Annotated in this window: 18 protein-coding genes; 6 read left to right on the forward strand and 12 right to left on the reverse strand. The window is 71.8% G+C overall.

What is annotated here, in order from left to right; genetic code table 11:
* Window positions 1-203 precede the first annotated feature (203 nt).
* From P1P70_RS20815 to P1P70_RS20830, 4 genes are all read right to left on the reverse strand, one after another.
* A complete protein-coding gene (locus P1P70_RS20815; protein ID WP_319239964.1) occupies window positions 204-1,232 on the reverse strand; it encodes a 6-phosphofructokinase in 1,029 nt (342 codons plus the stop codon).
* Between the two features lie 164 nt (window positions 1,233-1,396).
* Window positions 1,397-2,044 carry a response regulator transcription factor gene (locus tag P1P70_RS20820; RefSeq protein ID WP_319239991.1) on the reverse strand — a complete coding sequence of 216 codons (648 nt, stop codon included), beginning with the start codon at window positions 2,042-2,044 and terminating at the stop codon, window positions 1,397-1,399.
* 83 nt (window positions 2,045-2,127) lie between these two features.
* The gene (gene macS / locus P1P70_RS20825; RefSeq protein ID WP_319239966.1) at window positions 2,128-3,375 is read right to left on the reverse strand and encodes a MacS family sensor histidine kinase; all 1,248 of its coding nucleotides are present in this window, start codon (window positions 3,373-3,375) and stop codon (window positions 2,128-2,130) included.
* A gap of 81 nt (window positions 3,376-3,456) precedes the next feature.
* Window positions 3,457-4,302, reverse strand: a complete 846-nt coding sequence (locus P1P70_RS20830; protein WP_319239968.1) for a lysophospholipid acyltransferase family protein — start codon at window positions 4,300-4,302, stop codon at window positions 3,457-3,459.
* 184 nt (window positions 4,303-4,486) lie between these two features.
* Here P1P70_RS20830 and P1P70_RS20835 point away from each other — a divergent pair, with 184 nt between their 5' ends.
* The 4 genes from P1P70_RS20835 (at window position 4,487) to P1P70_RS20850 (ending at window position 7,927) form a co-directional block, all read left to right on the forward strand.
* A complete protein-coding gene (locus tag P1P70_RS20835; RefSeq protein ID WP_319239969.1) occupies window positions 4,487-5,332 on the forward strand; it encodes an alpha/beta hydrolase in 846 nt (281 codons plus the stop codon).
* On the forward strand, window positions 5,325-6,038 hold the full coding sequence (locus tag P1P70_RS20840; protein WP_413471504.1) for a hypothetical protein: 714 nt from the start codon (window positions 5,325-5,327) through the stop codon (window positions 6,036-6,038). Before P1P70_RS20835 ends, P1P70_RS20840 begins: the two co-directional genes overlap by 8 nt.
* 196 nt (window positions 6,039-6,234) lie before the next feature.
* The gene (locus tag P1P70_RS20845) at window positions 6,235-6,858 is read left to right on the forward strand and encodes a sigma-70 family RNA polymerase sigma factor (RefSeq protein ID WP_319239971.1); all 624 of its coding nucleotides are present in this window, start codon (window positions 6,235-6,237) and stop codon (window positions 6,856-6,858) included.
* A complete protein-coding gene (locus P1P70_RS20850) occupies window positions 6,851-7,927 on the forward strand; it encodes a CU044_5270 family protein (RefSeq protein ID WP_319239973.1) in 1,077 nt (358 codons plus the stop codon). The genes P1P70_RS20845 and P1P70_RS20850 overlap by 8 nt, the downstream gene beginning before the upstream one ends.
* 15 nt (window positions 7,928-7,942) lie before the next feature.
* Here P1P70_RS20850 and P1P70_RS20855 read toward each other — a convergent pair whose 3' ends face one another.
* The 6 genes from P1P70_RS20855 to P1P70_RS20880 form a co-directional block, all read right to left on the reverse strand.
* Window positions 7,943-8,698: an endonuclease/exonuclease/phosphatase family protein gene (locus P1P70_RS20855; protein ID WP_319239975.1), complete on the reverse strand. Its 756-nt coding sequence runs from the start codon at window positions 8,696-8,698 to the stop codon at window positions 7,943-7,945.
* Window positions 8,699-8,864: 166 nt separating this feature from the next.
* Window positions 8,865-9,818, reverse strand: coding sequence for an ROK family glucokinase (locus P1P70_RS20860; RefSeq protein WP_215454713.1), 954 nt, complete (start codon window positions 9,816-9,818; stop codon window positions 8,865-8,867).
* Between the two features lie 94 nt (window positions 9,819-9,912).
* Window positions 9,913-10,506 carry a DUF5304 domain-containing protein gene (locus P1P70_RS20865; RefSeq protein ID WP_319239979.1) on the reverse strand — a complete coding sequence of 198 codons (594 nt, stop codon included), beginning with the start codon at window positions 10,504-10,506 and terminating at the stop codon, window positions 9,913-9,915.
* Between the two features lie 57 nt (window positions 10,507-10,563).
* Window positions 10,564-11,742 (reverse strand): ArsA family ATPase, encoded by a 1,179-nt coding sequence (locus P1P70_RS20870; RefSeq protein WP_319239981.1) that lies wholly within the window; start codon window positions 11,740-11,742, stop codon window positions 10,564-10,566.
* Window positions 11,743-12,108: 366 nt separating this feature from the next.
* Window positions 12,109-12,549: an SRPBCC family protein gene (locus P1P70_RS20875; RefSeq protein WP_319239983.1), complete on the reverse strand. Its 441-nt coding sequence runs from the start codon at window positions 12,547-12,549 to the stop codon at window positions 12,109-12,111.
* Between the two features lie 107 nt (window positions 12,550-12,656).
* Window positions 12,657-13,412, reverse strand: coding sequence for a metallophosphoesterase family protein (locus P1P70_RS20880; protein WP_319239996.1), 756 nt, complete (start codon window positions 13,410-13,412; stop codon window positions 12,657-12,659).
* 350 nt (window positions 13,413-13,762) lie between these two features.
* On the opposite strand from P1P70_RS20880, the gene P1P70_RS20885 reads away from it, so the two are divergent.
* Complete coding sequence (locus P1P70_RS20885; RefSeq protein ID WP_319239985.1) at window positions 13,763-15,559, forward strand: AMP-dependent synthetase/ligase; 1,797 nt, start codon at window positions 13,763-13,765, stop codon at window positions 15,557-15,559.
* A gap of 31 nt (window positions 15,560-15,590) precedes the next feature.
* On the opposite strand, the gene P1P70_RS20890 is transcribed toward P1P70_RS20885, so the two are convergent.
* A complete protein-coding gene (locus tag P1P70_RS20890; protein ID WP_319239987.1) occupies window positions 15,591-17,177 on the reverse strand; it encodes a GMC oxidoreductase in 1,587 nt (528 codons plus the stop codon).
* A gap of 194 nt (window positions 17,178-17,371) precedes the next feature.
* Window positions 17,372-18,514 (reverse strand): glycosyltransferase family 4 protein, encoded by a 1,143-nt coding sequence (locus tag P1P70_RS20895; protein ID WP_319239989.1) that lies wholly within the window; start codon window positions 18,512-18,514, stop codon window positions 17,372-17,374.
* 157 nt (window positions 18,515-18,671) lie between these two features.
* Between P1P70_RS20895 and P1P70_RS20900 the strand changes: the two genes are divergently transcribed.
* Window positions 18,672-19,898 carry a glycosyltransferase 87 family protein gene (locus P1P70_RS20900; protein ID WP_319239998.1) on the forward strand — a complete coding sequence of 409 codons (1,227 nt, stop codon included), beginning with the start codon at window positions 18,672-18,674 and terminating at the stop codon, window positions 19,896-19,898.
* The last annotated feature ends 182 nt before the right edge of the window (window positions 19,899-20,080 follow it).

A 20,080-nucleotide genomic window follows, 5' to 3' on the forward strand; every position in this document is an offset into this window, starting at 1 on the left:
ATCGCCCCCCGGATTTCCCTCCGCGTCTTCTGGCGCTGCGGCAGTATGTGTTTAAGTCACGGGCGTGGTGGGCATTCTCGCCACTGTCCCTGCCACTCCATAGGGCCTGAGACCAGTGAGGGGCGCGGGGAACGGGCCGGGAAGCCCCACCGGACCCGCACCCGCCGACGCACCCGCACCCCCCGCCCCCTTCAGGCGCACCCTCAGCCGAAGAAGACGCCGACCTCCTCGTACAGGCTCGGATCCACCGTCTTCAACTTGGCCGTCGCGTCGGCGATCGGAACGCGGACGATGTCGGTGCCGCGCAGCGCGACCATCTTGCCGAAGTCCCGGTCGCGCACCGCGTCGATCGCGTGGAGGCCGAAGCGCGTGGCGAGCCAGCGGTCGAAGGCCGAGGGCGTGCCACCACGCTGGACGTGACCGAGAACGGTCGTCCGGGCCTCCTTGCCCGTCCGCCTCTCGATCTCCTTGGACAGCCATTCGCCGACGCCGGAGAGGCGGACGTGACCGAAGGAGTCGAGCGAGCCGTCCTTGAGGACCATCTCGCCGTCCTGCGGCATGGCTCCCTCCGCGACGACCACGATGGGCGCGTACGAGGCCTTGAAGCGGGACGTCACCCAGGCGCACACCTTGTCGACGTCGAAGCGCTGTTCGGGGATGAGGATGGCGTTGGCACCGCCGGCGAGACCGGAGTGGATGGCGATCCAGCCGGCGTGACGGCCCATCACCTCCACCACCAGGACGCGCATGTGGGACTCGGCGGTGGTGTGGAGGCGGTCGATCGCCTCGGTGGCGATGCCGACCGCCGTGTCGAAGCCGAAGGTGTAGTCCGTGGCGGAGAGGTCGTTGTCGATGGTCTTGGGGACGCCCACGCACGGCACCCCGTACTCGTCCGAGAGACGGGCCGCCACCCCGAGGGTGTCCTCGCCGCCGATGGCGATGAGGGCCTCGACCTCCTGCTTGGCGAGGTTCTCCTTGATCCGGCGGATGCCGTTCTCCTCCTTGAGCGGATTGGTGCGGGAGGAGCCGAGGATCGTGCCGCCGCGGGGCAGGATGCCGCGCACGGCGGGGATGTCGAGGCGGACGGTGTCGTTCTCCAGCGGTCCCCGCCAGCCGTCCCGGAAGCCGACGAAGTCGTAGCCGTACTCCTGCACGCCCTTGCGGACGACGCCCCGGATGACGGCGTTGAGCCCGGGGCAGTCGCCGCCTCCGGTCAGTACTCCGACGCGCATGGAAATGTCCCTTCGCCGCGGTTGCCTGGTGAGGGTCACGCTAATAGTGATCCAGGTCACTTCGGCATGTACGGGAAGCCAATTCCGGCGAATTACGGCCGATTGAGGGGGAGTTGGCCGGAGTTGATCAAATCGCCATCACTCTATGGGGTGATTCGAGGCGTTTACTCGTCGTCGAGACCGCGCTCTATGGCATAGCGGACCAGCTCCACCCGGTTGTGGAGCTGGAGCTTGCCGAGGGTGTTCTGGACGTGGTTCTGGACCGTGCGGTGCGAGATGACGAGGCGCTCGGCGATCTGCTTGTAGCTCAGGCCCTTGGCGACGAGCCGCAGCACCTCGGTCTCACGGTCGGTGAGCTGCGGCGCCTTCGGCTCGTCGGCGCCCGGCGCGGGCGCGGGCTCGGAGGCGAGGCGGCGGTACTCGCCGAGGACCAGGCCCGCGAGGCCGGGGGTGAAGACGGGGTCGCCGACGGCGGTGCGGCGTACGGCGTCGATCAGTTCCTCCGTCGACGCCGACTTCAGCAGATAGCCGGTCGCGCCGGACTTCACCGCCTCCAGGACGTCCGCGTGCTCCCCGCTGGCCGACAGCACGAGGACGCGCAGGGCCGGGTTGGCTCCCACGAGTTCCTTGCAGACCTGCACGCCCGGCTTCGCGGGCAGGTTCAGGTCCAGGACGAGGACGTCCGGTGCGGCGGCGTGGGCGCGCCGCACCGCCTGCTCGCCGTCGCCCGCCGTGGCGACCACGTCGAAGCCCGCCTCGGCCAGGTCGCGGGCGACGGCGTCGCGCCACATGGGGTGGTCGTCGACCACCATGACCCTGATCGGGCCGCCGCCCCCGCCGGGCCGCACCACCGCGTCCGCCGACCCGCCGTCGCCCACGCTCTCCACGCTGTTCGTCACCGCTTCTCCGCCTTCCCCCGTACGCCCTTCGGCCCCTCTGCGGCCTTGGGCACCTTCAGTTCGACTTCCGTGCCCTGGCCGGGCACCGAGATCAGCTCGGCCGTGCCGCCGATGTCGCGCAGCCGCCCCCGGATGGAGAGGGCCACGCCGAGCCGGCCCTCGCCTTCGGCCTGGGCGAGCCGCCCCTCGGGGATGCCGGGGCCGTCGTCCCGTACCGTCACGATGATCTCGTCCGGCCAGTCCTCGACCAGGATCCAGGCCCGGGCCCCGTCGCCCGCGTGCACGCGTACATTGTCCAGGGCGGCACCGACCGCCGCCGCCAGCTCCCGCGCGGCCCCGGGGGCGAGCGGCACCGGGCCGCCGGGCTCGGAGAAGGTGACCTTCGCGCCGGCGTACGGGGCGAGCAGCGCCCGCAGGTCCACGGGGCCCCCGGTGGCGCCGTCGGACGTGTCCGGTTCGTCCACCACGCGGACGAGGGCCCCCTGGGCCGCGTCCTCCGAGATCCGCGAGACGGGGACCAGGCCGCCGGAGACCAGGGTGCGCAGCGCGACCTCCTGCTCGCCCGCCATCCGGCCCAGTTCGGCGGCCTCACCGCCGAGGGCGGTGCCGCGCCGCTGAACCATGGCGAGGACCTGCAGCACGCTGTCGTGGATGTCCCGGGCGAGGCGTTCCCGTTCACGGGTGGCGGCCTCGATCTCCAGGGCGCGGGCGAGGGTGCGCTCGGAGGCGCGGGCGACCTCGACGACGTAGCCGATGGCGATGGAGGCGACCCAGACCAGCAGGACGTTGTGGATGGTGTCGCGGGTGGGGGCGCCCCGGTGGATCAGGTTGGCGACGGCGACGAGCGTGGAGGCGAAGGCGGCCCAGCGCCAGCCGCCCTTGATGGCGAAGGCCAGGACGGCGCCGGCGGTCCATATCGACGGCAGCGTGGGGCCCCCGGCCTCGACCCGCGCGGTCGAGTCGGCGAGCCGGGTGAGCAGGATGCCGACGATCGCGATGGTGAGGTCGGCCGCCAGGAACCGCTTGGTGCAGCTGGCGGCGCCCGCGACCTTGGGCAGGGTCACCAGCGTCCAGCCGGCCAGCACCGCGAAGTAGGCGATGGCCAGCCAGGGGCGCTCGAACTTGTCGTACGCGCTGATGAACAGGCCGACGGCATAGATCATCGTCAGCACCCGGTAGCCGGTCAGCGCACGCCACAGCGGCTGCTCCACCGACATCGCCATGACCCGCTCAAGCTTCGGCACGTCCCCCACCCCCTGCTGACTCGCCACCGGGCGCCCCTGGCGTACGCGTCCGGAACGCGACGGTACCCGGGAACCCGGCGGTCACGAAGCCGGGCGGTCCTTGTCCGCGCCGTGCGTGTCCGCGCCGTGCGTGTCCGCGCCGTCCCTGGCCGCACGGGCCTTCTCGGCCTGTTCCCTGAGCTCCTTGGCGGCCTGTTCCTTCTCCGCCTTGGCGAGGGCGGCGCGGGCGGCCTTGTCGGCCTCCTTCTCCGCCTTGGCCGCGTCCGCGATCTGCCGCTTGGCGGCGGTCGCGTACATGTCGACGTACTCCTGGCCGGAGAGCTTCATGATCTCGTACATGACCTCGTCGGTCAGCGCCCGCAGGACGAAGCGGTCGTGCTCCATGCCCTGGTAGCGGCTGAAGTCGAGGGGCTTGCCGATGCGGATGCCGGGGCGCATGACCTTGGGCAGGACCTTGCCCGGGGGCTGGATCTTCTCCGTGTCGATCATGGCGACGGGGATGACCGGCGCGCCGGTGGCGAGGGCCACGCGGGCCAGGCCGCCGGGCTTGCCCCGGTAGAGGCGGCCGTCGGGCGAGCGGGTGCCCTCGGGATAGATGCCGAACAGCTCACCGCTCTCGATGACGTCTATCCCGCTCTTGATCGCGGCCTCGCCCGCGCCGCGCGCGCCGGAGCGGTCCACCGGGAGCTGGCCGACGCCCTTGAAGAAGGCGGCCGTCAGCTTGCCCTTGACGCCGGGGGTGGTGAAGTACTCGGCCTTCGCGATGAACGTGACCTTGCGGTCCAGGACCGCGGGGAGGAAGAACGAGTCCGAGAAGGAGAGGTGGTTGCTCGCGAGGATCGCGGCGCCCTCGGCCGGAATGTTCTCCAGGCCCTCCACCCAGGGCCTGAAGGTGACCTTGAGCGGTCCCCCGATAGCGACCTTCATCGCGCCGTACAACAACCGAGTGCCTCTCTGTGATCCGTGGATGAGACCTTAACCCGGACGCCCGGGCAAGAGTCCGACAGGTCCGGCCGGTGTCGAGCGAAGCCCCTGGTCGGTGTCAGTGCGGTCGCGTACGGTGAACCACATCCGGACTTTCACACCCTTCTCATGAACAGGAGACCGAACCGTGCCGGTCCTTCCTGGAGCCGAGCCGTACCACCACGAGGGCGGGGAGGTCGGAGTCCTCCTCTGCCACGGTTTCACCGGGTCACCGCAGTCCATGCGTCCCTGGGCGGAGTATCTCGCCGAGCGTGGGCTCACCGTCGCGCTGCCCCTGCTGCCGGGCCACGGCACACGCTGGGAGGATCTCCGCCCGACGGGCTGGCAGGACTGGTACGCGGAGGTGGACCGCGAGCTGCGGACCCTGCGTGAGCGCTGTACGCGGGTCTTCGTCGCGGGGCTCTCCATGGGCGGCGCCCTGGCGCTGCGGCTGGCCGCGAAGCACGGGGACGCGGTCGCCGGCGTGATGGTCGTCAACCCGGCGAACAAGGTGCACGGCCCGGCCGCGCACGCCCTCCCCCTGCTCCGGCACTTCGTCCCCACCACGAAGGGGATCACCAGCGACATCGCCAAGGAGGGCGTCGAGGAGCTGGGGTACAGCCACGTACCGCTGCACGCGGCGCACTCCCTGCGTAACTTCCTGCGCCTGGTCGACGGGGAACTGCCCCAGGTCACCCAGCCGTTGCTGCTGCTGCACAGCCCACGGGACCATGTGGTGCCGCCCGTCGACTCCGAGCGTGTCCTCGGCCGGGTGTCGTCGACGGACGTCACGGAGGTCCTGCTGGAACAGAGCCACCATGTCGCGACGTTGGACCACGACGCGGACCGCATCTTCGAGGAGAGCCACGCGTTCGTCACCCGGCTGGTGAAGAAGTCCGACGCGGAATCCGTACAGCAGTCTGATTCGGGGTCCGCGGAGCAGATCGGTCCGGGATCCTTGGAGCAGAGGGAAGGGACGGCCACTGGTGGCTGAGCACGACTCCGAGCGTGAGCCGGAGGAGCAGGGAGCGCCCCTGGGCGCCTCCCCCGGTGACTCAAGGGGGGACTCCTCGGGCAGCTCCGCAGGCGGCCCGGCCGGAGGTACGGGGAGCACCTCGTCCGGCGAGTCGTCGGGCGAGGAGCAGCACGTGCCGTTCGACGAGGACGCCGCCTGGCGGGCCATCGTCGCCGGGTTCGGTGCGGAGCCCCCGGACCCACCGGGTGCCAAGCCGTTCCGGTCGGTGGAGGACCTGGCCCTGTTGGAGCCCGAGCCGGAGGAGTCCGCGGACAAGGCCCCCGACGGCGCCGCGGGTCCCGCGGCCCCCAAGCCGCTCGGCAGTTCGGTCGCGTTCGCGCCCGGTGTCGGGGCGGGCCCGCGCGACTACAGCGTGCCCGACCCGGTCGGCGAGGACACGGGCGACGAGGCCGACGGCGAGGACGACGAGGACGGCGAGGGCCACTTCGTGCCCCCCGAGCCGCCCCCGCTGCCCGAGGCCGACGCGACCGCCAAGTTCGCCTGGCTGGGTGTGGCCGGCGGGCCGGTCCTGCTGCTGCTCGCCGTGCTGCTCGGCTGGGAGATGACCTGGTGGCTCACCACCCTGGGCATCGGCGGCTTCCTCGGCGGCTTCGCCACGCTGGTGATGCGGATGAGGAGCGACGACGAGGACGACGACGACCCGGGCCGGGGCGCGGTCGTCTGACCCCACCACCGCCGACGTCGCGTCGTGCACGAGGGCCCGCCCGGGACGTTCGGGGCGGGCCCTCGCCGTCGCCCGGCCCCACGACGCGGACACTCGGCGGCGGAATGGAACTCGATTCCGGTGAACGGCGAAGTACGGGTGCACGCCCCGAACGAGCCCATGCCTTCGAGGCGTCGGACGAACGAGAGGAGCCCCGATGCCCGTCGGACCACCGGGACTCGGCACCCGCGACACGGATCGCGAGGAGAGCGACGCCCGCGTGATCGAGCGGTCCCGGGAGGAGCCCGAGCTGTTCGCCGTCCTCTACGACCGTCATGCCGACGCCGTGCACCGCTACGCGGCGCGGCGGCTGGGTCCCGAGGCGGCGGAGGACCTGATGGCGGAGACCTTCGCCATCGCCTTCCAGCGGCGGCACACCTACGACCTGGAGCGGCTCGACGCCCGCCCCTGGCTGTTCGGTGTCGCCACCAACGTCCTCGGCCGGCACCGGCGGGCCGAGGCACGCCGGTTCAGGGCGCTGGCCCGGCTGCCGCAGCCGGTGGAGCACGAGGAGCCGGTCGCGGACCGGGCGGTCGCCAGGGCCGGTGCCACGGGGGTGCGCCGGGAGCTGGCGGCGGCGCTGGCCGGGTTGTCCGCCCGGCACCGCGACGTGGTGCTGCTGGTGGCCTGGGCCGGCCTCGACTACGAGGAGGCTGCCCAGGCCCTCGGCGTGCCCGTCGGCACGATCAGATCCCGGCTGAACCGGGCTCGCGGCAGACTCCGCGAAGCACTGGGCGGATCCGATCCGACCGCTTTCCGAGAGGCAGACGCCCATGCGTGACATCGACGACCCGAGGGCCTTGGGGGACCTGCGGGACCTCGCCGGCTACGACGCGGGGGCGCCCCCGCTGGACGAGGAGACCCGGCGGCGCGGGCGGACCCGGCTGCTCGCCACGATCACCGCACCGGGCGCGGACCGGCCACGGAAGCCGGGCTCGCGGCTCACCTCACCGGTACGCCGCCGTCCGGCCCTGCGGATCGCACTGAGCGGCGCGGTCGCCGCCGCCGTCACGGCCGGTTTCCTGGTCGCCGTGCAGCACAACGGCGACGGCGGCCGGGACCGGACCGCGAAGCCACCGGTGACCGACCTGCCGCCGATGCGGAACGTGAGCGCGCGGACGGTGCTCGACGGGGCGGCCGCGTACGCGCGAGAGCACGAGAAGCCGGTCAGCCCGCGGGACGACCAGTTCATGTACACCAAGGAGATCATCAAGGAGACCGAGCGGAAGACCGGGAGGACGAAGACGTACGTCGCCGAGAACTGGCGCTCGGTGGACGGCTCCAAGCGTTCGTGGGTCATGGAACTGGGCAAGGGGTGGTGGGCCCCGCCGCTGGCCGCGAACGAGAGCGTGTGGCCGCCGCAGGACTGGAGCCGGCTGCGGAAGCTGCCGACCGACCCGGAGCAGCTGATCCTGGCGGTCCATGAGGAGTCCTTCGGGCGCCAGGGGAAGAACGCCTCCCTGGACGACATCACCGACCTGGAATGGTCGGTGATCCACTTCAGCCTCGCCGGGCTGCTCAAGCTGGTCCCGGTGATGCCCGAGGGGTTGCGGCCCGCGGCGTACGAGGCGCTCGGGATGGTCCCGGGGGTCAAGGCGGTGCCGAACCAGAAGGATGCCAAGGGGCGGGTCGGCGTGGCCATCACCTACGACGACCCCACCCTGCCCGAGGGAGCCTCGGGCTACGGCGGCTACTTCATCTTCGACCCGGTGACGTACGCCTTCCTCGGCTTCCGTGACGAGCGGTCCTCGGGCGACGGCATGAACATGAAGGTGTACACCCAGCTCTCCTACCTGGACAGTTGGGCGATCGTCGACAAGGTCAAGGAGTACCCGTCGGCCGCGGGCTAGGGCGGTACGACGTCTCTAGGCCTCGGCGGGGACCCTGAGGGCGGCCAGGACCGGCAGGTGGTCCGTGGCCGCCCTCAGGTCGTCGTCGGTGACGCCGGGGTGGTCGAGGGGGACGCCGCAGCCGAGGACCTCGATGCCGCCGGTGGCCAGGATCGCGTCGATGCGCTGGTGGGGGTCGGTGGGGGTGGAGGTGTACTCGCCGCCCCACGGCGTGGTGCTCCAGCAGTCCTGCAGTTCGCCGGCGAGACGGCGGAACGTGCGGCCCTGCGGGCGCTCGTTGAGGTCGCCGCCCGCGACGGCGTGCGGCACGCCCAGGCCGGCGAGGTGGTCCAGGAGCATGCCGCCCTGCTCGTACCGCTCGTCCTTGTGGAGGGAGAGGTGGCAGGACAGGACGCCGAGGCGGGCGCGGCCGAAGCGGACCACCGCCGTGGCGAAGCCGCGTCGGTGCAGGCCCGGGGTGAGGGGCAGCAGGACGTCCTCGGTGTGTTCGACCGTGGCGCGCAGGCCGCACAGCAGCGCGGGGCCGGAGGCGGTGGCGCCGCCGGAGAGGGTGACCAGGCCGGAGGCCGCGGCGAGCCGCGCGAGTTTCTTGCGCCAGCGGAAGAAGCGGGGGGCCTCCTGGATCAGGACCAGGTCGGGGGCGCAGGCGGTGATCACTCGGGCGAGGGCGTCCGTGTCGTCGCGCATGGAGCGGATGTTGTAGCTGAGGACGCGGATGGTTGCCGAACCGTCGGGGTCGTTACGGGAGTTGGGCAGCGGGGTGGTCGCCATGAGGATCAAGATACGCGGCGGCGCTCCGCTGGGAGAGCCGGGAGAAAGCGGGTCGTTCGTTCGACTGACGGCCGGTGCGGGCTGGTCGCGCCCACGCGGCGGAGCCGCATATCGATACAGCCCCGCGCCCCCAAAAGCGGGGCGCGGGGCTGTCGCGAGCCGGTGTCTACATGATCGGGTCGGGTTCTCTCGCCAGGTCCGCCGCGCCCACCAGGCCCGCCTCGTTGCCCAGTTGGGCGGCGATGACGTCGGCGACCGGGCGCCAGTTGCCGCCCACGAGCCAGCGCTTGTAGGACTTGCGGATGGGGTCGAGGACCAGTTCGCCCTCGTCCGACAGGCCGCCGCCGACGATGAAGGCGGAGGGGTCGAAGAGCGAGGCGAGGTCCGCGAGGCCGGCGCCGGCCCAGCGGGCGAGCTCACGGTAGGAGTCGACGGCGACGGGGTCGCCCTGGCGGGCGGCCATGGAGATGTGCTTGCCCTCGATGCCGTCGGGGGTGCCGTCGCCGAGGCCGAGGAGGAGCTCCGCGTTCTCCGGGGTGGCGTTGGCGCGCTGCTTGGCGTAGCGGACGAGGGCGCGGCCGGAGGCGTACTGCTCCCAGCAGCCCTGGCTGCCGCAGCCGCAGAGCAGGCCGTCGGGGACCATCCGGATGTGGCCGAACTCGGCGGCCACGCCGTAGTGCCCGCGGCGCAGCTTGTTGCCGATGATGATGCCGCCGCCGAGGCCGGTGCCGAGGGTGATGCAGATGACGTTGCGGTGGCCCTTGCCCGCGCCGAACTTGTACTCGCCCCAGGCGGCGGCGTTGGCGTCGTTCTCCACGACGACCGGCAGGCCCACGCGGGCCTCGACCTTCTCCTTGAGCGGCTCGTTGCGCCAGTCGATGTTGGGGGCGAAGTAGACCTGCGACCGCTGCCGGTTGACGTAACCGGCCGCGCCGATGCCGACACCGACGATCTCGTGTCCGGCTCGCGCGCCCTCGACGGCGGCGGCGATGGCGTCCACGATCCCCTCGGGCGTGCCCGGGGTCGGCACCTTGTGGGTCGAGAGGATGTTGCCTTCCTCGTCGACCACACCGGCCGCGATCTTGGTACCGCCGATGTCGACGCCGATGGTGAGTCCCATGAATCCCTCAGTTTCGGTCGAGCCCCGCTACGGCCAACCGTACCCGAGGCCCTGCCCCGGGACTCCCGGCGTCCGCCCGGCGGACGGCCCGCCGTCAGTCCAGGTCGATGCGCTCCCCGGGGCCCTGGTCGTCCCCCTGGTCACGGCCTCCCTGGTGGCCGGTGTCCCGGTTGGTCCAGCGGCGCTCCTGTGCCTCGACGGCAGAGCGGTACGCGGCGAGGAGTTCACCGCCGGCGGCGGCGAGGTGGTCGAAGACGTCCGGGTTGCGTTCGATGACGGGTTCGACGGCGGCCTTGGCCTGACGGACGACCTGGTTGACCATCTGCTGTGCCGCGCCGCCGGCGACCGCGCCGAGCAGCGGCGACTGCAGCCCGGAGAGCTTGTCCGCGACGGTGTCGACCAGCTTGCGCAGTTCCTCGGCGGCCGAGCCGGGTGGCGGGCCGTACCGGGCGCGACGACGGGCCTTCTCGGCGGTCAGGTCCTCCTCGCACGCCGTCGCCCAGGCGTCGGCGTCGGTGGCGCGCGCACGGTCGCTCTCGCGTGCCTGGTCGGCCGTCCGGCCCTGGTCGGCCGTCCGCGCCTGGTCGGCCGTCCGCGCCTGGTCGGCCGTCCGCGCCTCGTCGGCCGCGTCCCTGCGCGCGGCCGCGTCCTCGCCGGCGGCGTCGGACGTGGGGCGCTCTTCGCTCATGGCGGGCTCCTGCCTACGGTTCGTACCTTCGACGTTACCCGAACGGACGTATGCGGTTCACCGGGTCCGGGGCCACAACTGCGGGTCCGGCGCGAATCGGATCCTCAGGGAGCCCTCGCGCAGGGCCGCGCCGTCGACGGTGCAGCGGCGCAGTGCCGACGGCAGCGGAACGATACGGCGGAACTGCCCGGCCGTGACGACCAACTCGTCGCCGCGCCGGACGAGATCCAGCTCGTCCCGTATCGCGCCGGGCAGCGGGATGTGCCACACCAGCACGCCCTCGTCCCCGAGGTTGCCGGTGACGGGCCAGACGACGCGTGCGGGAGCGTCACCCGTACCGGGGACGCCCAGAGCGGCGAGGTCGTCGAGACCGCGGGGGTCGCGTCCCAGGTGGGCGACTCCCCGCACGGGGCGGGCCTCGCCCTGCTCCTCCCACTCCTCGACCGCCTTGCGCTGCTGGGCGACGAGGCCGGCGAGCCAGGCGTCGTGCGTGCCCTGGGGCAGGACACGATTGGCGATCAGCAGGTCGACGGGGAGGGACCGCAGCGCGAGTCCTACGCCGGCGATGCGCGTCTGGTCGGCGCCCGCCGGTCCGGGCTCCGCGACCAGGCGCACGCTCGTCCCCGGGTCGTCGACGATCGCGGCGACGGCGGCCAGTTCGACGTCCCAGCGGGCGGCCGTCTCGTAGAGCCACTCGGCGGGCATCGGCACCCCGGCGAGCCGTCCGAGGACCGGCCGCAGGGCGCGGGCCGCCTGCCGCTCCGGCGGGAGCAGCCGGCGCAGGTAGCGCCGCAGTTCCTCCGGGAGGCCGAGCAGGGCGAGGGCCTGCGGCGCGGGGGGCAGGTCGACGACGAGCAGGTCGTACGCCTCCGACAGCGCGGCGTCGCGCAGCGCCCGCAGCAGGGCGAGTTCCTCGGCGCCGGGCAGGGGCGTGAGTTCCTCGGCGTCCAGCCGTCCCGCGCCCAGCAGGTCCAGGACGGAGGCGGCGCGCTCCTGGAACGCGACGAGATCCTCCCGGAAGCCGGCCGCGGCGTCGGGGCGCCAGGCGGTGAGGTTCGGCGCGACCCGCACGGGTTCCGGTCCGGTGGCCGTGCCGAGAGCCGCGCCCAGTCCGTCCGTGCGGTCGGCGCTCAGCACGAGCGTCCGCGTGCCTTCGCGGGCCGCGTCCAGCGCCGTGGCCGCGGCGACCGTCGTACGGCCGCTGCCGCCTTGCCCGGTGATCAGGATGGTGCGCATGGGGGTGAACGGTAACTCAGCGGGGGCGACCTCGGTGCCCGGCACTGGGGCGCAGCCTGGGCAGGAGGCGCTTACCGGCGCTGACAGGGCACCGCCTGCGCCCACCCTCCCCCACTCTCGGCTCCGCTCGAGCGGGAGGTGCTCCATTCCCCAGCGGCACGACTGCCCGCAGGGGGCGGGACCGCAGGTGGAACGGGGGCGGAGGAAGAGGGAAGAGGGCGAAGCCCGATTTCCCAGGGGCGCGGGGAACTGCGCGATCAGCCACGACGAACCCGCAGCCGCCCTGTATCCCGACCCCCCGAGCTGTCACGCGCCCGACGGCACCCTCCACCACCACCGCGAGTCAGGCGGGCGGGTGGGCAAAAACTACGCCCCCGACTCCACCCGCTTCTTCAGCCCCGCCAGCGCCCGGTCGATGATGACCTTCTCCGCCTTGCGCTTGATCATCCCGAGCATGGGGATCTTGACGTCGACGGTGAGCTGGTAGGTCACCTCGGTCACCGCGTCGCCCACCGGCTTGAGGATGTACGACCCGTCGAGGGAGCGGAGCATCTGGGACTTGACCAGCGTCCAGGACACCTCGTTCGCCCCGGTCCAGGTGTACCCCAGCGTCTGGTCGTCCTTGATCGCGCCCGCGTCCATGACCAGCCGGACCTGCTCGGCCCGCCCCTGCTCGTCCGTCCGAAGGACTTCCGCCTCCTTCACCTCACCCGTCCAGTCCGGGTAGCGGGCGAAGTCGGCGATCACTGCCATGACGTCGGCCGCCGCGGCCTCGATCGTGATGCTCGAACTGGTGAATTCCGCCATCGCCGTGGCTCCTCCAGAGACTGTCCGGTGAGGGAGGTGGGTGCGCACGTATGTGCAGCGTGAAGGCTACCGCGCGTGCGCCGAACCCTCGCCACCCCACCCGGCGTTCACCACTCCAGCGCCCACGGTTTCCCGCTGCCCGCGAAGTGCCCGACGTTGACGCACTCCGTCGCGCCGATCCGCATCCGCCTGGCCAGCGGCTGGTGGACGTGCCCGAACAGCGCGTATCGGGGGCGGGTCCTGCGGATCGCCTCCAGCAGCGCCCGGCTCCCCCGCTCGAAGCGGCGCGCCACCGTGTCGTAGACCAGTTCGGGCACCTCCGGCGGGATGTGGGTGCAGAGCACGTCCACCTCACCCACCGCCTCGATCTTGGCAGCGTACTCCTCGTCGCTGATCTCGTACGGCGTCCGCATGGGGGTGCGCAGGCCGCCGCCCACGAAGCCGAAGACCCGGCCGCCGATCTCCACCCGTTCGCCGTCGAGCACCGTCGTCCCCGGCCCCGCGTACTCCGGCCACAGCCTCGGCATGTCGACATTGCCGTAGGTGGCGTACGTCGGGGTGGGGAACGCCGCGAACAGTTCGGCGTACTGCTTGCGTACGGCCTTCTCGATCACGGCGGCGCGGTCCTCGCCCACGCCCGCCCAGAGTCGGGCCCCCAGTTCGCGCGCCTCCTCGAACCGCCGGGCGGTGCGCAGTTCGACGAGCCGGGTGGCGTTCTCGGCGCCGAAGAGGTCGGGGAAGATGCCGCGGGAGTGGTCGGCGTAGTCGAGGAAGAGGACCAGGTCGCCCAGGCACACCAGGGCGTCGGCACCCTCACCCGCTCCGGCCAGGTCGCGTGCGTTGCCGTGCACGTCGCTGACCACGTGGATGCGCGTTCTGCCGTTGCCGTCCGGTGTGCGTGCCATGACGATCAAGCGTAGGCGTGTGTGGCATACGTGAACAGAGCCGGTCGCACGTGCGGTTACTGGCCAGTCAGCAAGTGAGGGGATTATTCTTCCCGGGGAGAGCCCCCATGTGTGACGCGGAGAACATCTCACCGGACCCCCCTCGCGGAGAGGCCATACCGACGGGTAACGTCCGGGCAGTCCAGTTGTGCTCAGGTTTTCAACCAGCCCAAGGAACCACGTGGGACCTGAGTGCTCGCCCAGCCTTGGACCGCACCGTCGCAGCAACACAGAGTCGTGGCGCCGGCGCCCTATGAGGAGCAGCAGTCTTGCGCGAGTTCAGCCTTCCGGCTTTGTACGAGGTCCCGACGGACGGCAATCTGACCGACATCGTCCGTAGAAACGCCGCGCAGCATCCCGATGTCGCCGTCATCGCCCGCAAGGTGGGCGGCGCCTGGCAGGACGTGAACGCCGTCCAGTTCCTCGCCGAGGTGCGGACGGCCGCGAAGGGGCTGATCGCCGCCGGGGTCCAGCCCGGTGACCGGGTCGGGCTGATGTCGCGTACGCGGTACGAGTGGACCCTGCTGGACTTCGCGATCTGGACGGCCGGCGCGGTGACCGTGCCGGTGTACGAGACCAGCTCGCCGGAGCAGGTGCAGTGGATCCTCGCCGACTCGGGCGCGACCGCCATGATCGTGGAGCTGGACGGGCACTCGGCCGCCGTCGAGTCGGTGCGCGACTCGCTGCCGGCGCTCAAGCACGTCTGGCAGATCGAGGGCGGCGGGGTGGAGGAGCTGGGCCGCCTCGGCCAGGACGTCACCGACGCGGCCGTCGACGAGCGCAGTTCGATGGCGAAGGCCGACGACCCGGCGACCATCGTCTACACCTCCGGCACCACCGGCCGCCCGAAGGGGTGCGTGCTCACCCACCGCAGTTTCTTCGCCGAGTGCGGGAACGTGGTGGAGCGGCTGCGGCCCCTGTTCCGCACGGGCGAGTGCTCGGTCCTGCTCTTCCTCCCGCTCGCGCACGTCTTCGGGCGGCTCGTGCAGGTCGCGCCGATGATGGCGCCGATCAAGCTGGGCACCGTCCCGGACATCAAGAACCTCACCGACGAGCTGGCCTCCTTCCGGCCGACGCTGATCCTCGGCGTGCCGCGGGTGTTCGAGAAGGTCTACAACTCGGCGCGGGCCAAGGCGCAGGCGGACGGCAAGGGCAAGATCTTCGACAAGGCCGCGGACACGGCGATCGCGTACAGCAAGGCGCTGGACACCGCGTCGGGCCCGGCCCTCGGTCTGAAGATCAAGCACAAGGTGTTCGACAAGCTCGTCTACAGCAAGCTGCGCGCGGTGCTCGGCGGCAAGGGCGAGTACGCGATCTCGGGCGGCGCCCCGCTGGGCGAGCGCCTCGGCCACTTCTTCCGGGGCATCGGTTTCACGGTCCTGGAGGGCTACGGCCTCACCGAGTCCTGCGCCGCGACCGCGTTCAACCCCTGGGACCGGCAGAAGATCGGTACGGTCGGGCAGCCGCTGCCGGGGTCCGTCATCCGGATCGCGGACGACGGGGAGGTGCTGCTGCACGGCGAGCACCTGTTCAAGGAGTACTGGAACAACCCGGGCGCGACCGAGGAGGCGCTGGCCGACGGCTGGTTCCACACCGGCGACATCGGCACCCTCGACGAGGACGGCTATCTCAGCATCACGGGCCGCAAGAAGGAGATCATCGTCACCGCGGGCGGCAAGAACGTCGCCCCGGCCGTGATCGAGGACCGTATCCGCGCCCACGCGCTGGTGGCGGAGTGCATGGTGGTGGGTGACGGGCGGCCGTTCGTCGGCGCGCTGGTCACCATCGACGAGGAGTTCCTGGGCCGTTGGGCCGCCGAGCACGGCAAGCCGACGGGTTCCACCGCGGCGTCGCTGAGCGCGGACGCCGATCTGAACGCGGCCGTTCAGGCCGCGATCGACGACGGCAACGCCGCGGTGTCGAAGGCGGAATCGGTGCGGAAGTTCCGCATTCTGTCCTCCCAGTTCACGGAGGAGTCGGGCCACCTGACGCCGTCCCTGAAGCTCAAGCGCAACGTGGTGGCGAAGGACTACGCGGACGAGATCGAGGCGATCTACCAGAAGTAGCAACCCATACCAGCCCCACGGGCCGGTCGGCTCATGGCGCGGTGTCCTCCACCAGGACCCGCGCCATCGTGCGTTCCGCGAGCGCGGTGATCGTGACGAACGGGTTCACCCCGATCGAGCCGGGCACCAGCGAGCCGTCGGTGACGTACAGCTTCGAGTACCCCTTCACCCTCCCGTAGCCGTCGGTCGCCTTCCCCAGCACACAGCCGCCCAGCGGGTGGTACGTGAAGTCGTCGGCGAACACCTTGTTGGACGAGCCGAACAGGTCGTAGCGGTACATCGTGGAGTTGGCGGAGTTGATCCGGTCGAAGAGCTTCTTGGCCATGGAGGACGAGACGGCGCTCTGGGCGGCGCTCCAGCCGAGCTTCGCCGAGTCGCCGGCGGTGTCGTAGGTGAAGGAGGCGCGCTCGGTGTTCTTGGTGATCGCCAGATAGAGGCTGACCCAGTGTTCGAGGCCGGTCGGCAGGGGGGCGATCTCGGCGAAGACGGGGTTGGCGGTGTTGGCCCAGTCGTCGATGCCCATGACCGGCATGGTCGACTGGTTCGCCCCGACCGTGTCCCACAGGTGGTTGGCCCGGCCGAGCATCACATTGCCGTTGGGGCCCCAGCCGGCGCCGACGCTCGCGTCCAGGGCGGGGAGGGTGCCCTTCGCCCGTGCGCGGACGAGCAGTTCGGTGGTGCCGACGCTGCCGGCGCCGAGGAACAGGTAGGTGCAGCCGTACTCCTTGGTCTCGACGACCGTGCCCGTGCCGTCGAGGCGGTCGACGGTGACGACGTACGTGCCGTCGCCCAGCCGTCGGATGCCCCTGGCCCGTTCCAGGGTGTGGACGGTGACGTTGCCGGTGCCGAGGGCGGCGGCCAGGTACGTCTTGTCGAGGCTCTTCTTGCCGTGGTTGTTGCCGTAGATGACCTCTCCGGCGAGGGCCGACTTCGTGGCCGTGCCGGCGGCCTCGCGCCGCATGTGGTCGAAGTCGTAGACGCTGGGCACGAAGGTGGTCCGCAGGCCGGTCTTCTCGGCGTGGGCCCGGGAGATCCGGCTGAAGCGGTACCACTCGGTGGACTCGAACCACGCGGGGTCGATGGTGTTGACGCCGAGCATGGCGCGGGCGCGCGGGAAGTACGTGGAGTACATCTCGGCGGTGTCGACGGCCGGGAACTGCTCGGCGAAGTACGACCGGAGCGGGGTGACGGCCATGCTGCCGTTGACCAGGGAGCCGCCGCCGACGCCCCGGCCGAGGAAGACCGACATGTTGGCGTAGCGGACCCGGTCCAGGACGCCGGGGTAGGGGCTGATGTCCTTGTTGACGACGTCCAGCCAGAGGAACGTGGCGAGCGGGGCCTCGGTCCGGGTCTTGAACCACATGGACCGCTCGTCCGGCTCCCGGGTCGAGCAGAAGATCTTGCCGTCGGCGCCGGGGGTGGTCCACGCCTTGCCCATCTCCAGGACGAGGGTGCGGATGCCGGCCTGGCCGAGCCGGAGGGCGGCCACGGCGGCGCCGTAGCCGGAGCCGATGACGATCGCCGGGGCGTTGTCGACGGCGTCGGGCTCGGCCGCGTGGGCGGACTGGAGGCCGATGCGGGTGAGGCCGAGGCCGGCCGCCGTCTGAAGGGCGGCCATACCAAGGATGTGACGTCTCGTCAGCTGACGCTGCATCAGTTTTGCTGTCATGTGCGCAGCATGTGCGGATTATTCGGATCCGGCTAGGGGCTCCGCCGTGCCGGGTGGCGCCTACCGGGGTGCCAGGTGCTCCCGGAAGGCGAGTTCCGGTCGTCTTGTGGCTGGTCGCGCAGTTCCCCGCGCCCCTCACGGGGCTACAGCAACGTTTTCAAAGTTTCTGCCAACAGGTCCCAGCGCCATTTCTCCTCCACCCACTCCCGGCCCCGCTGCCCCATGCGTTCCCGCAGCTCCTGGTCGCCGAGGAGCGTGACGACGCGCTCTGCGGCCTCCGTCGGGGAGCCGCCGCGTACGACCCAGCCGGTCTCGCCGTCGAGGACGGCGTCGGGGGCGCCGCCGGAGTCGCCCGCGACGACGGGCAGGCCGGTGGCGGAGGCCTCCAGGTAGACGATTCCCAGCCCCTCGACGTCCAGGCCGCCCCTGCGGGTGCGGCACGGCATGGCGAAGACGTCGCCGGCGCCGTAGTGGGCGGGCAGCTCGGACCAGGGGACGGCGCCGGTGAACCGGACGGACCCGGCGACCCCGGTCTCCTGGGCGAGCCGGCGCAGCTCCTTCTCGTACGGGCCGCCGCCGACGATCAGCAGCACCGCCTCGGGCTCCGCCGCGAGGATCCCGGGCATCGCCCGGATCAGCGTGTCCTGCCCCTTGCGCGGCACGAGCCGGGAGACGCAGACGACGACCGGGCGGTCGGTGAGGCCGAGCCGGGCGCGGACGTCGGCGCCGCCGGAGCCCGGGTGGAAGGTCTTCTCGTCGACGCCGGGCGGCAGTTGGACCATCCGTCCGGCAGCCTCCGGTGTAAGGGCCGTGGCGATCCGGGAGCGGGTGTACTCGCCCAGGTACGTGATCGTGTCCGTGCCCTCGCCGATCCGCCGCAGCAGCTGCCGGGCGGCGGGCAGCTGCGCCCAGCCCGCCTCGTGGCCGTGCGTGGTGGCCACCAGGCGCTGTGCCCCCGCCCTGCGCAGCGCGGGGGCCATCAGACCGAGGGGGGCCGCCGCGCCGAACCACACCGACGTACAGCTGTGCTCGCGCAGGAGCGAGACCGCGCGGCGGGTGACCGCGGGCGTCGGCAGCAGCATGGTCGTGCGGTCGCGGACGACGGTGAAGGGCTGCTCGGCGTCGAAGGCGGCGGTCGCCTCGGCGCCCTCGCGTCCGCGCTTCCACGTCGACGCGTAGACGACCAGGCGCTCGGGGTCCAGCCGCAGCGCCATGTTGTGCAGGAACGCCTGGATGCCGCCGGGCCGGGGCGGGAAGTCGTTGGTCACGATCAGGGTCTTGTGCATCGCCGCCGACCCTACCGAACGGGCACCGGGCCACCGCCGCCAGGCACAGCCACGCGGCCACGCTTCACGGCCGCCTCACAGCCCGACGGGGGATCATGTCCCCCACCAACACGAACCGGTGCGCGGACGGACAGGGACTCACGTGGCTCAGACGGACATGACGGGCTCTCGACGGCTCCCGTGCGGGCTGCTCGCTCTCTGGGGCGCGACCCGGCTGCTCCTGCTGCTGTTCGTCCTCAAGGTGTTCGTGTTCCCCGGGCCGGACGTCACCGGTGACGTCTCGGTGATCTACCAGGGCTGGTACGGGACCCTCCGCGCGGGAACGTATCCCCTGGACGACGTCACCTGGCAGTACCCGCCCGCCGCCGCCCTCGCGATCCTCTCCCCCGCGCTGCTGCCCTTCCTGGACTACGCGTCGGCGTTCTTCCTCCTCGCCCTCCTCGCCGACCTGGTGGTCCTGGCGCTGCTCCTCCACGCGGGCGCGCGTCCCGGCAGGACCTGGCGCGGCGCCCGGGTGTGGGTGGTGGGCCTGCCCCTGCTGGGTCCGACCGTGTACGCCCGGTACGACGTGATGGTGACGGCGGTGGCGGTCGCGGCCCTCGTGGCCGGCAGCCGCCATCCGCGCGCGATGGGGGCGCTGACGGCCTTCGCGGCCCTGCTGAAGGTGTGGCCGGCGCTGCTGCTCCTGGGGGCCCGCCGGCGCGCCGCGTGGGCCTGGGCGGCGGTCACCGGTCTGGTGCTGGCGGTGGGCTTCGCGCTGGCCATGCCGGGCGCCTTCACCTTCCTGACCTTCCAGCGGGACCGGGGCACCGAGGTGGAGTCGCTGGGCGCGCTGGTCTTTCATGTGGCCCGGCAGTTCGGCTGGGACGGGGAGGTCCTGCTCAACTACGGCTCGGTGGAGTTTCTCGGCCCGTACGTCGACGTCGTCAGCGACGCGGCCCTGACGCTCAGCGGGGTGGCCTTCGCCTGGCTGCTGCTGTGGCGGGTGCGGGCGCGGCGGTTCGCGCCGCACACGCTCGCGGACGCGGCGTTCGTGGGGGTGCTGATGTTCACGGCCACGAGCCGGGTGATCAGTCCGCAGTACATGGTGTGGCTGGTGGGGCTGGCCGCCGTGTGTCTCTGCTTCCGGGCGAGCCGTATGGGGTTGCCGGCGGTCATGGTCCTGGTGGCGTCCTTCGTGACCGTGCTGGAGTTCCCGATCTGGTTCGGCCATGTCGTGGCCAGCGACTGGCTGGGCGTCACGCTCCTCTTCGTCCGCAACGGCCTGCTGGTCCTGGCGGCGCTCCTCGCGGCGGTCGAGCTGTGGCGGGACACGGTGGTGCGGGTGGTGCCGGAACCGCTGCCGGGCCGGGCCGACCGTGCGAAGGAACCGCTGGGGTCCTGAGCGTCTCCGGGGCGCGGGTGGGTGAGGTGCGTTGTCGCCTGCGGCCCGGTGGGGCTTCTCGCGCAGTTCCCCGCGGCCCTACAAGACCAGGCCCTGCGCGAGGAGCCCCACGCACCCGCACCCGACAACACACACCGAAAGGAAAGAATGCCCCGCTTCAGCATCATCGTCCCCACCTACGG

The organism is Streptomyces sp. MB09-02B (genome assembly GCF_033794485.1).
In the GTDB taxonomy this organism is placed as follows: Bacteria; Actinomycetota; Actinomycetes; order Streptomycetales; family Streptomycetaceae; genus Streptomyces.

Excerpts from the sequence above, each read along its gene's own strand:
- P1P70_RS20895 (WP_319239989.1), bottom strand. The coding sequence starts at position 18,514 with ATGCACAAGACCCTGATCGTGACCAACGACTTCCCGCCCCGGCCCGGC.
- P1P70_RS20850 (WP_319239973.1), top strand. The coding sequence starts at position 6,851 with ATGCGTGACATCGACGACCCGAGGGCCTTGGGGGACCTGCGGGACCTC.
- P1P70_RS20875 (WP_319239983.1), bottom strand. The coding sequence starts at position 12,549 with ATGGCGGAATTCACCAGTTCGAGCATCACGATCGAGGCCGCGGCGGCC.
- P1P70_RS20830 (WP_319239968.1), bottom strand. The coding sequence starts at position 4,302 with ATGAAGGTCGCTATCGGGGGACCGCTCAAGGTCACCTTCAGGCCCTGG.
- P1P70_RS20890 (WP_319239987.1), bottom strand. The coding sequence starts at position 17,177 with ATGGCCGCCCTTCAGACGGCGGCCGGCCTCGGCCTCACCCGCATCGGC.
- P1P70_RS20845 (WP_319239971.1), top strand. The coding sequence starts at position 6,235 with ATGCCCGTCGGACCACCGGGACTCGGCACCCGCGACACGGATCGCGAG.
- P1P70_RS20860 (WP_215454713.1), bottom strand. The coding sequence starts at position 9,818 with ATGGGACTCACCATCGGCGTCGACATCGGCGGTACCAAGATCGCGGCC.
- P1P70_RS20820 (WP_319239991.1), bottom strand. The coding sequence starts at position 2,044 with ATGGTGGTCGACGACCACCCCATGTGGCGCGACGCCGTCGCCCGCGAC.
- P1P70_RS20900 (WP_319239998.1), top strand. The coding sequence starts at position 18,672 with ATGACGGGCTCTCGACGGCTCCCGTGCGGGCTGCTCGCTCTCTGGGGC.
- P1P70_RS20865 (WP_319239979.1), bottom strand. The coding sequence starts at position 10,506 with ATGAGCGAAGAGCGCCCCACGTCCGACGCCGCCGGCGAGGACGCGGCC.
- P1P70_RS20870 (WP_319239981.1), bottom strand. The coding sequence starts at position 11,742 with ATGCGCACCATCCTGATCACCGGGCAAGGCGGCAGCGGCCGTACGACG.
- P1P70_RS20855 (WP_319239975.1), bottom strand. The coding sequence starts at position 8,698 with ATGGCGACCACCCCGCTGCCCAACTCCCGTAACGACCCCGACGGTTCG.
- P1P70_RS20815 (WP_319239964.1), bottom strand. The coding sequence starts at position 1,232 with ATGCGCGTCGGAGTACTGACCGGAGGCGGCGACTGCCCCGGGCTCAAC.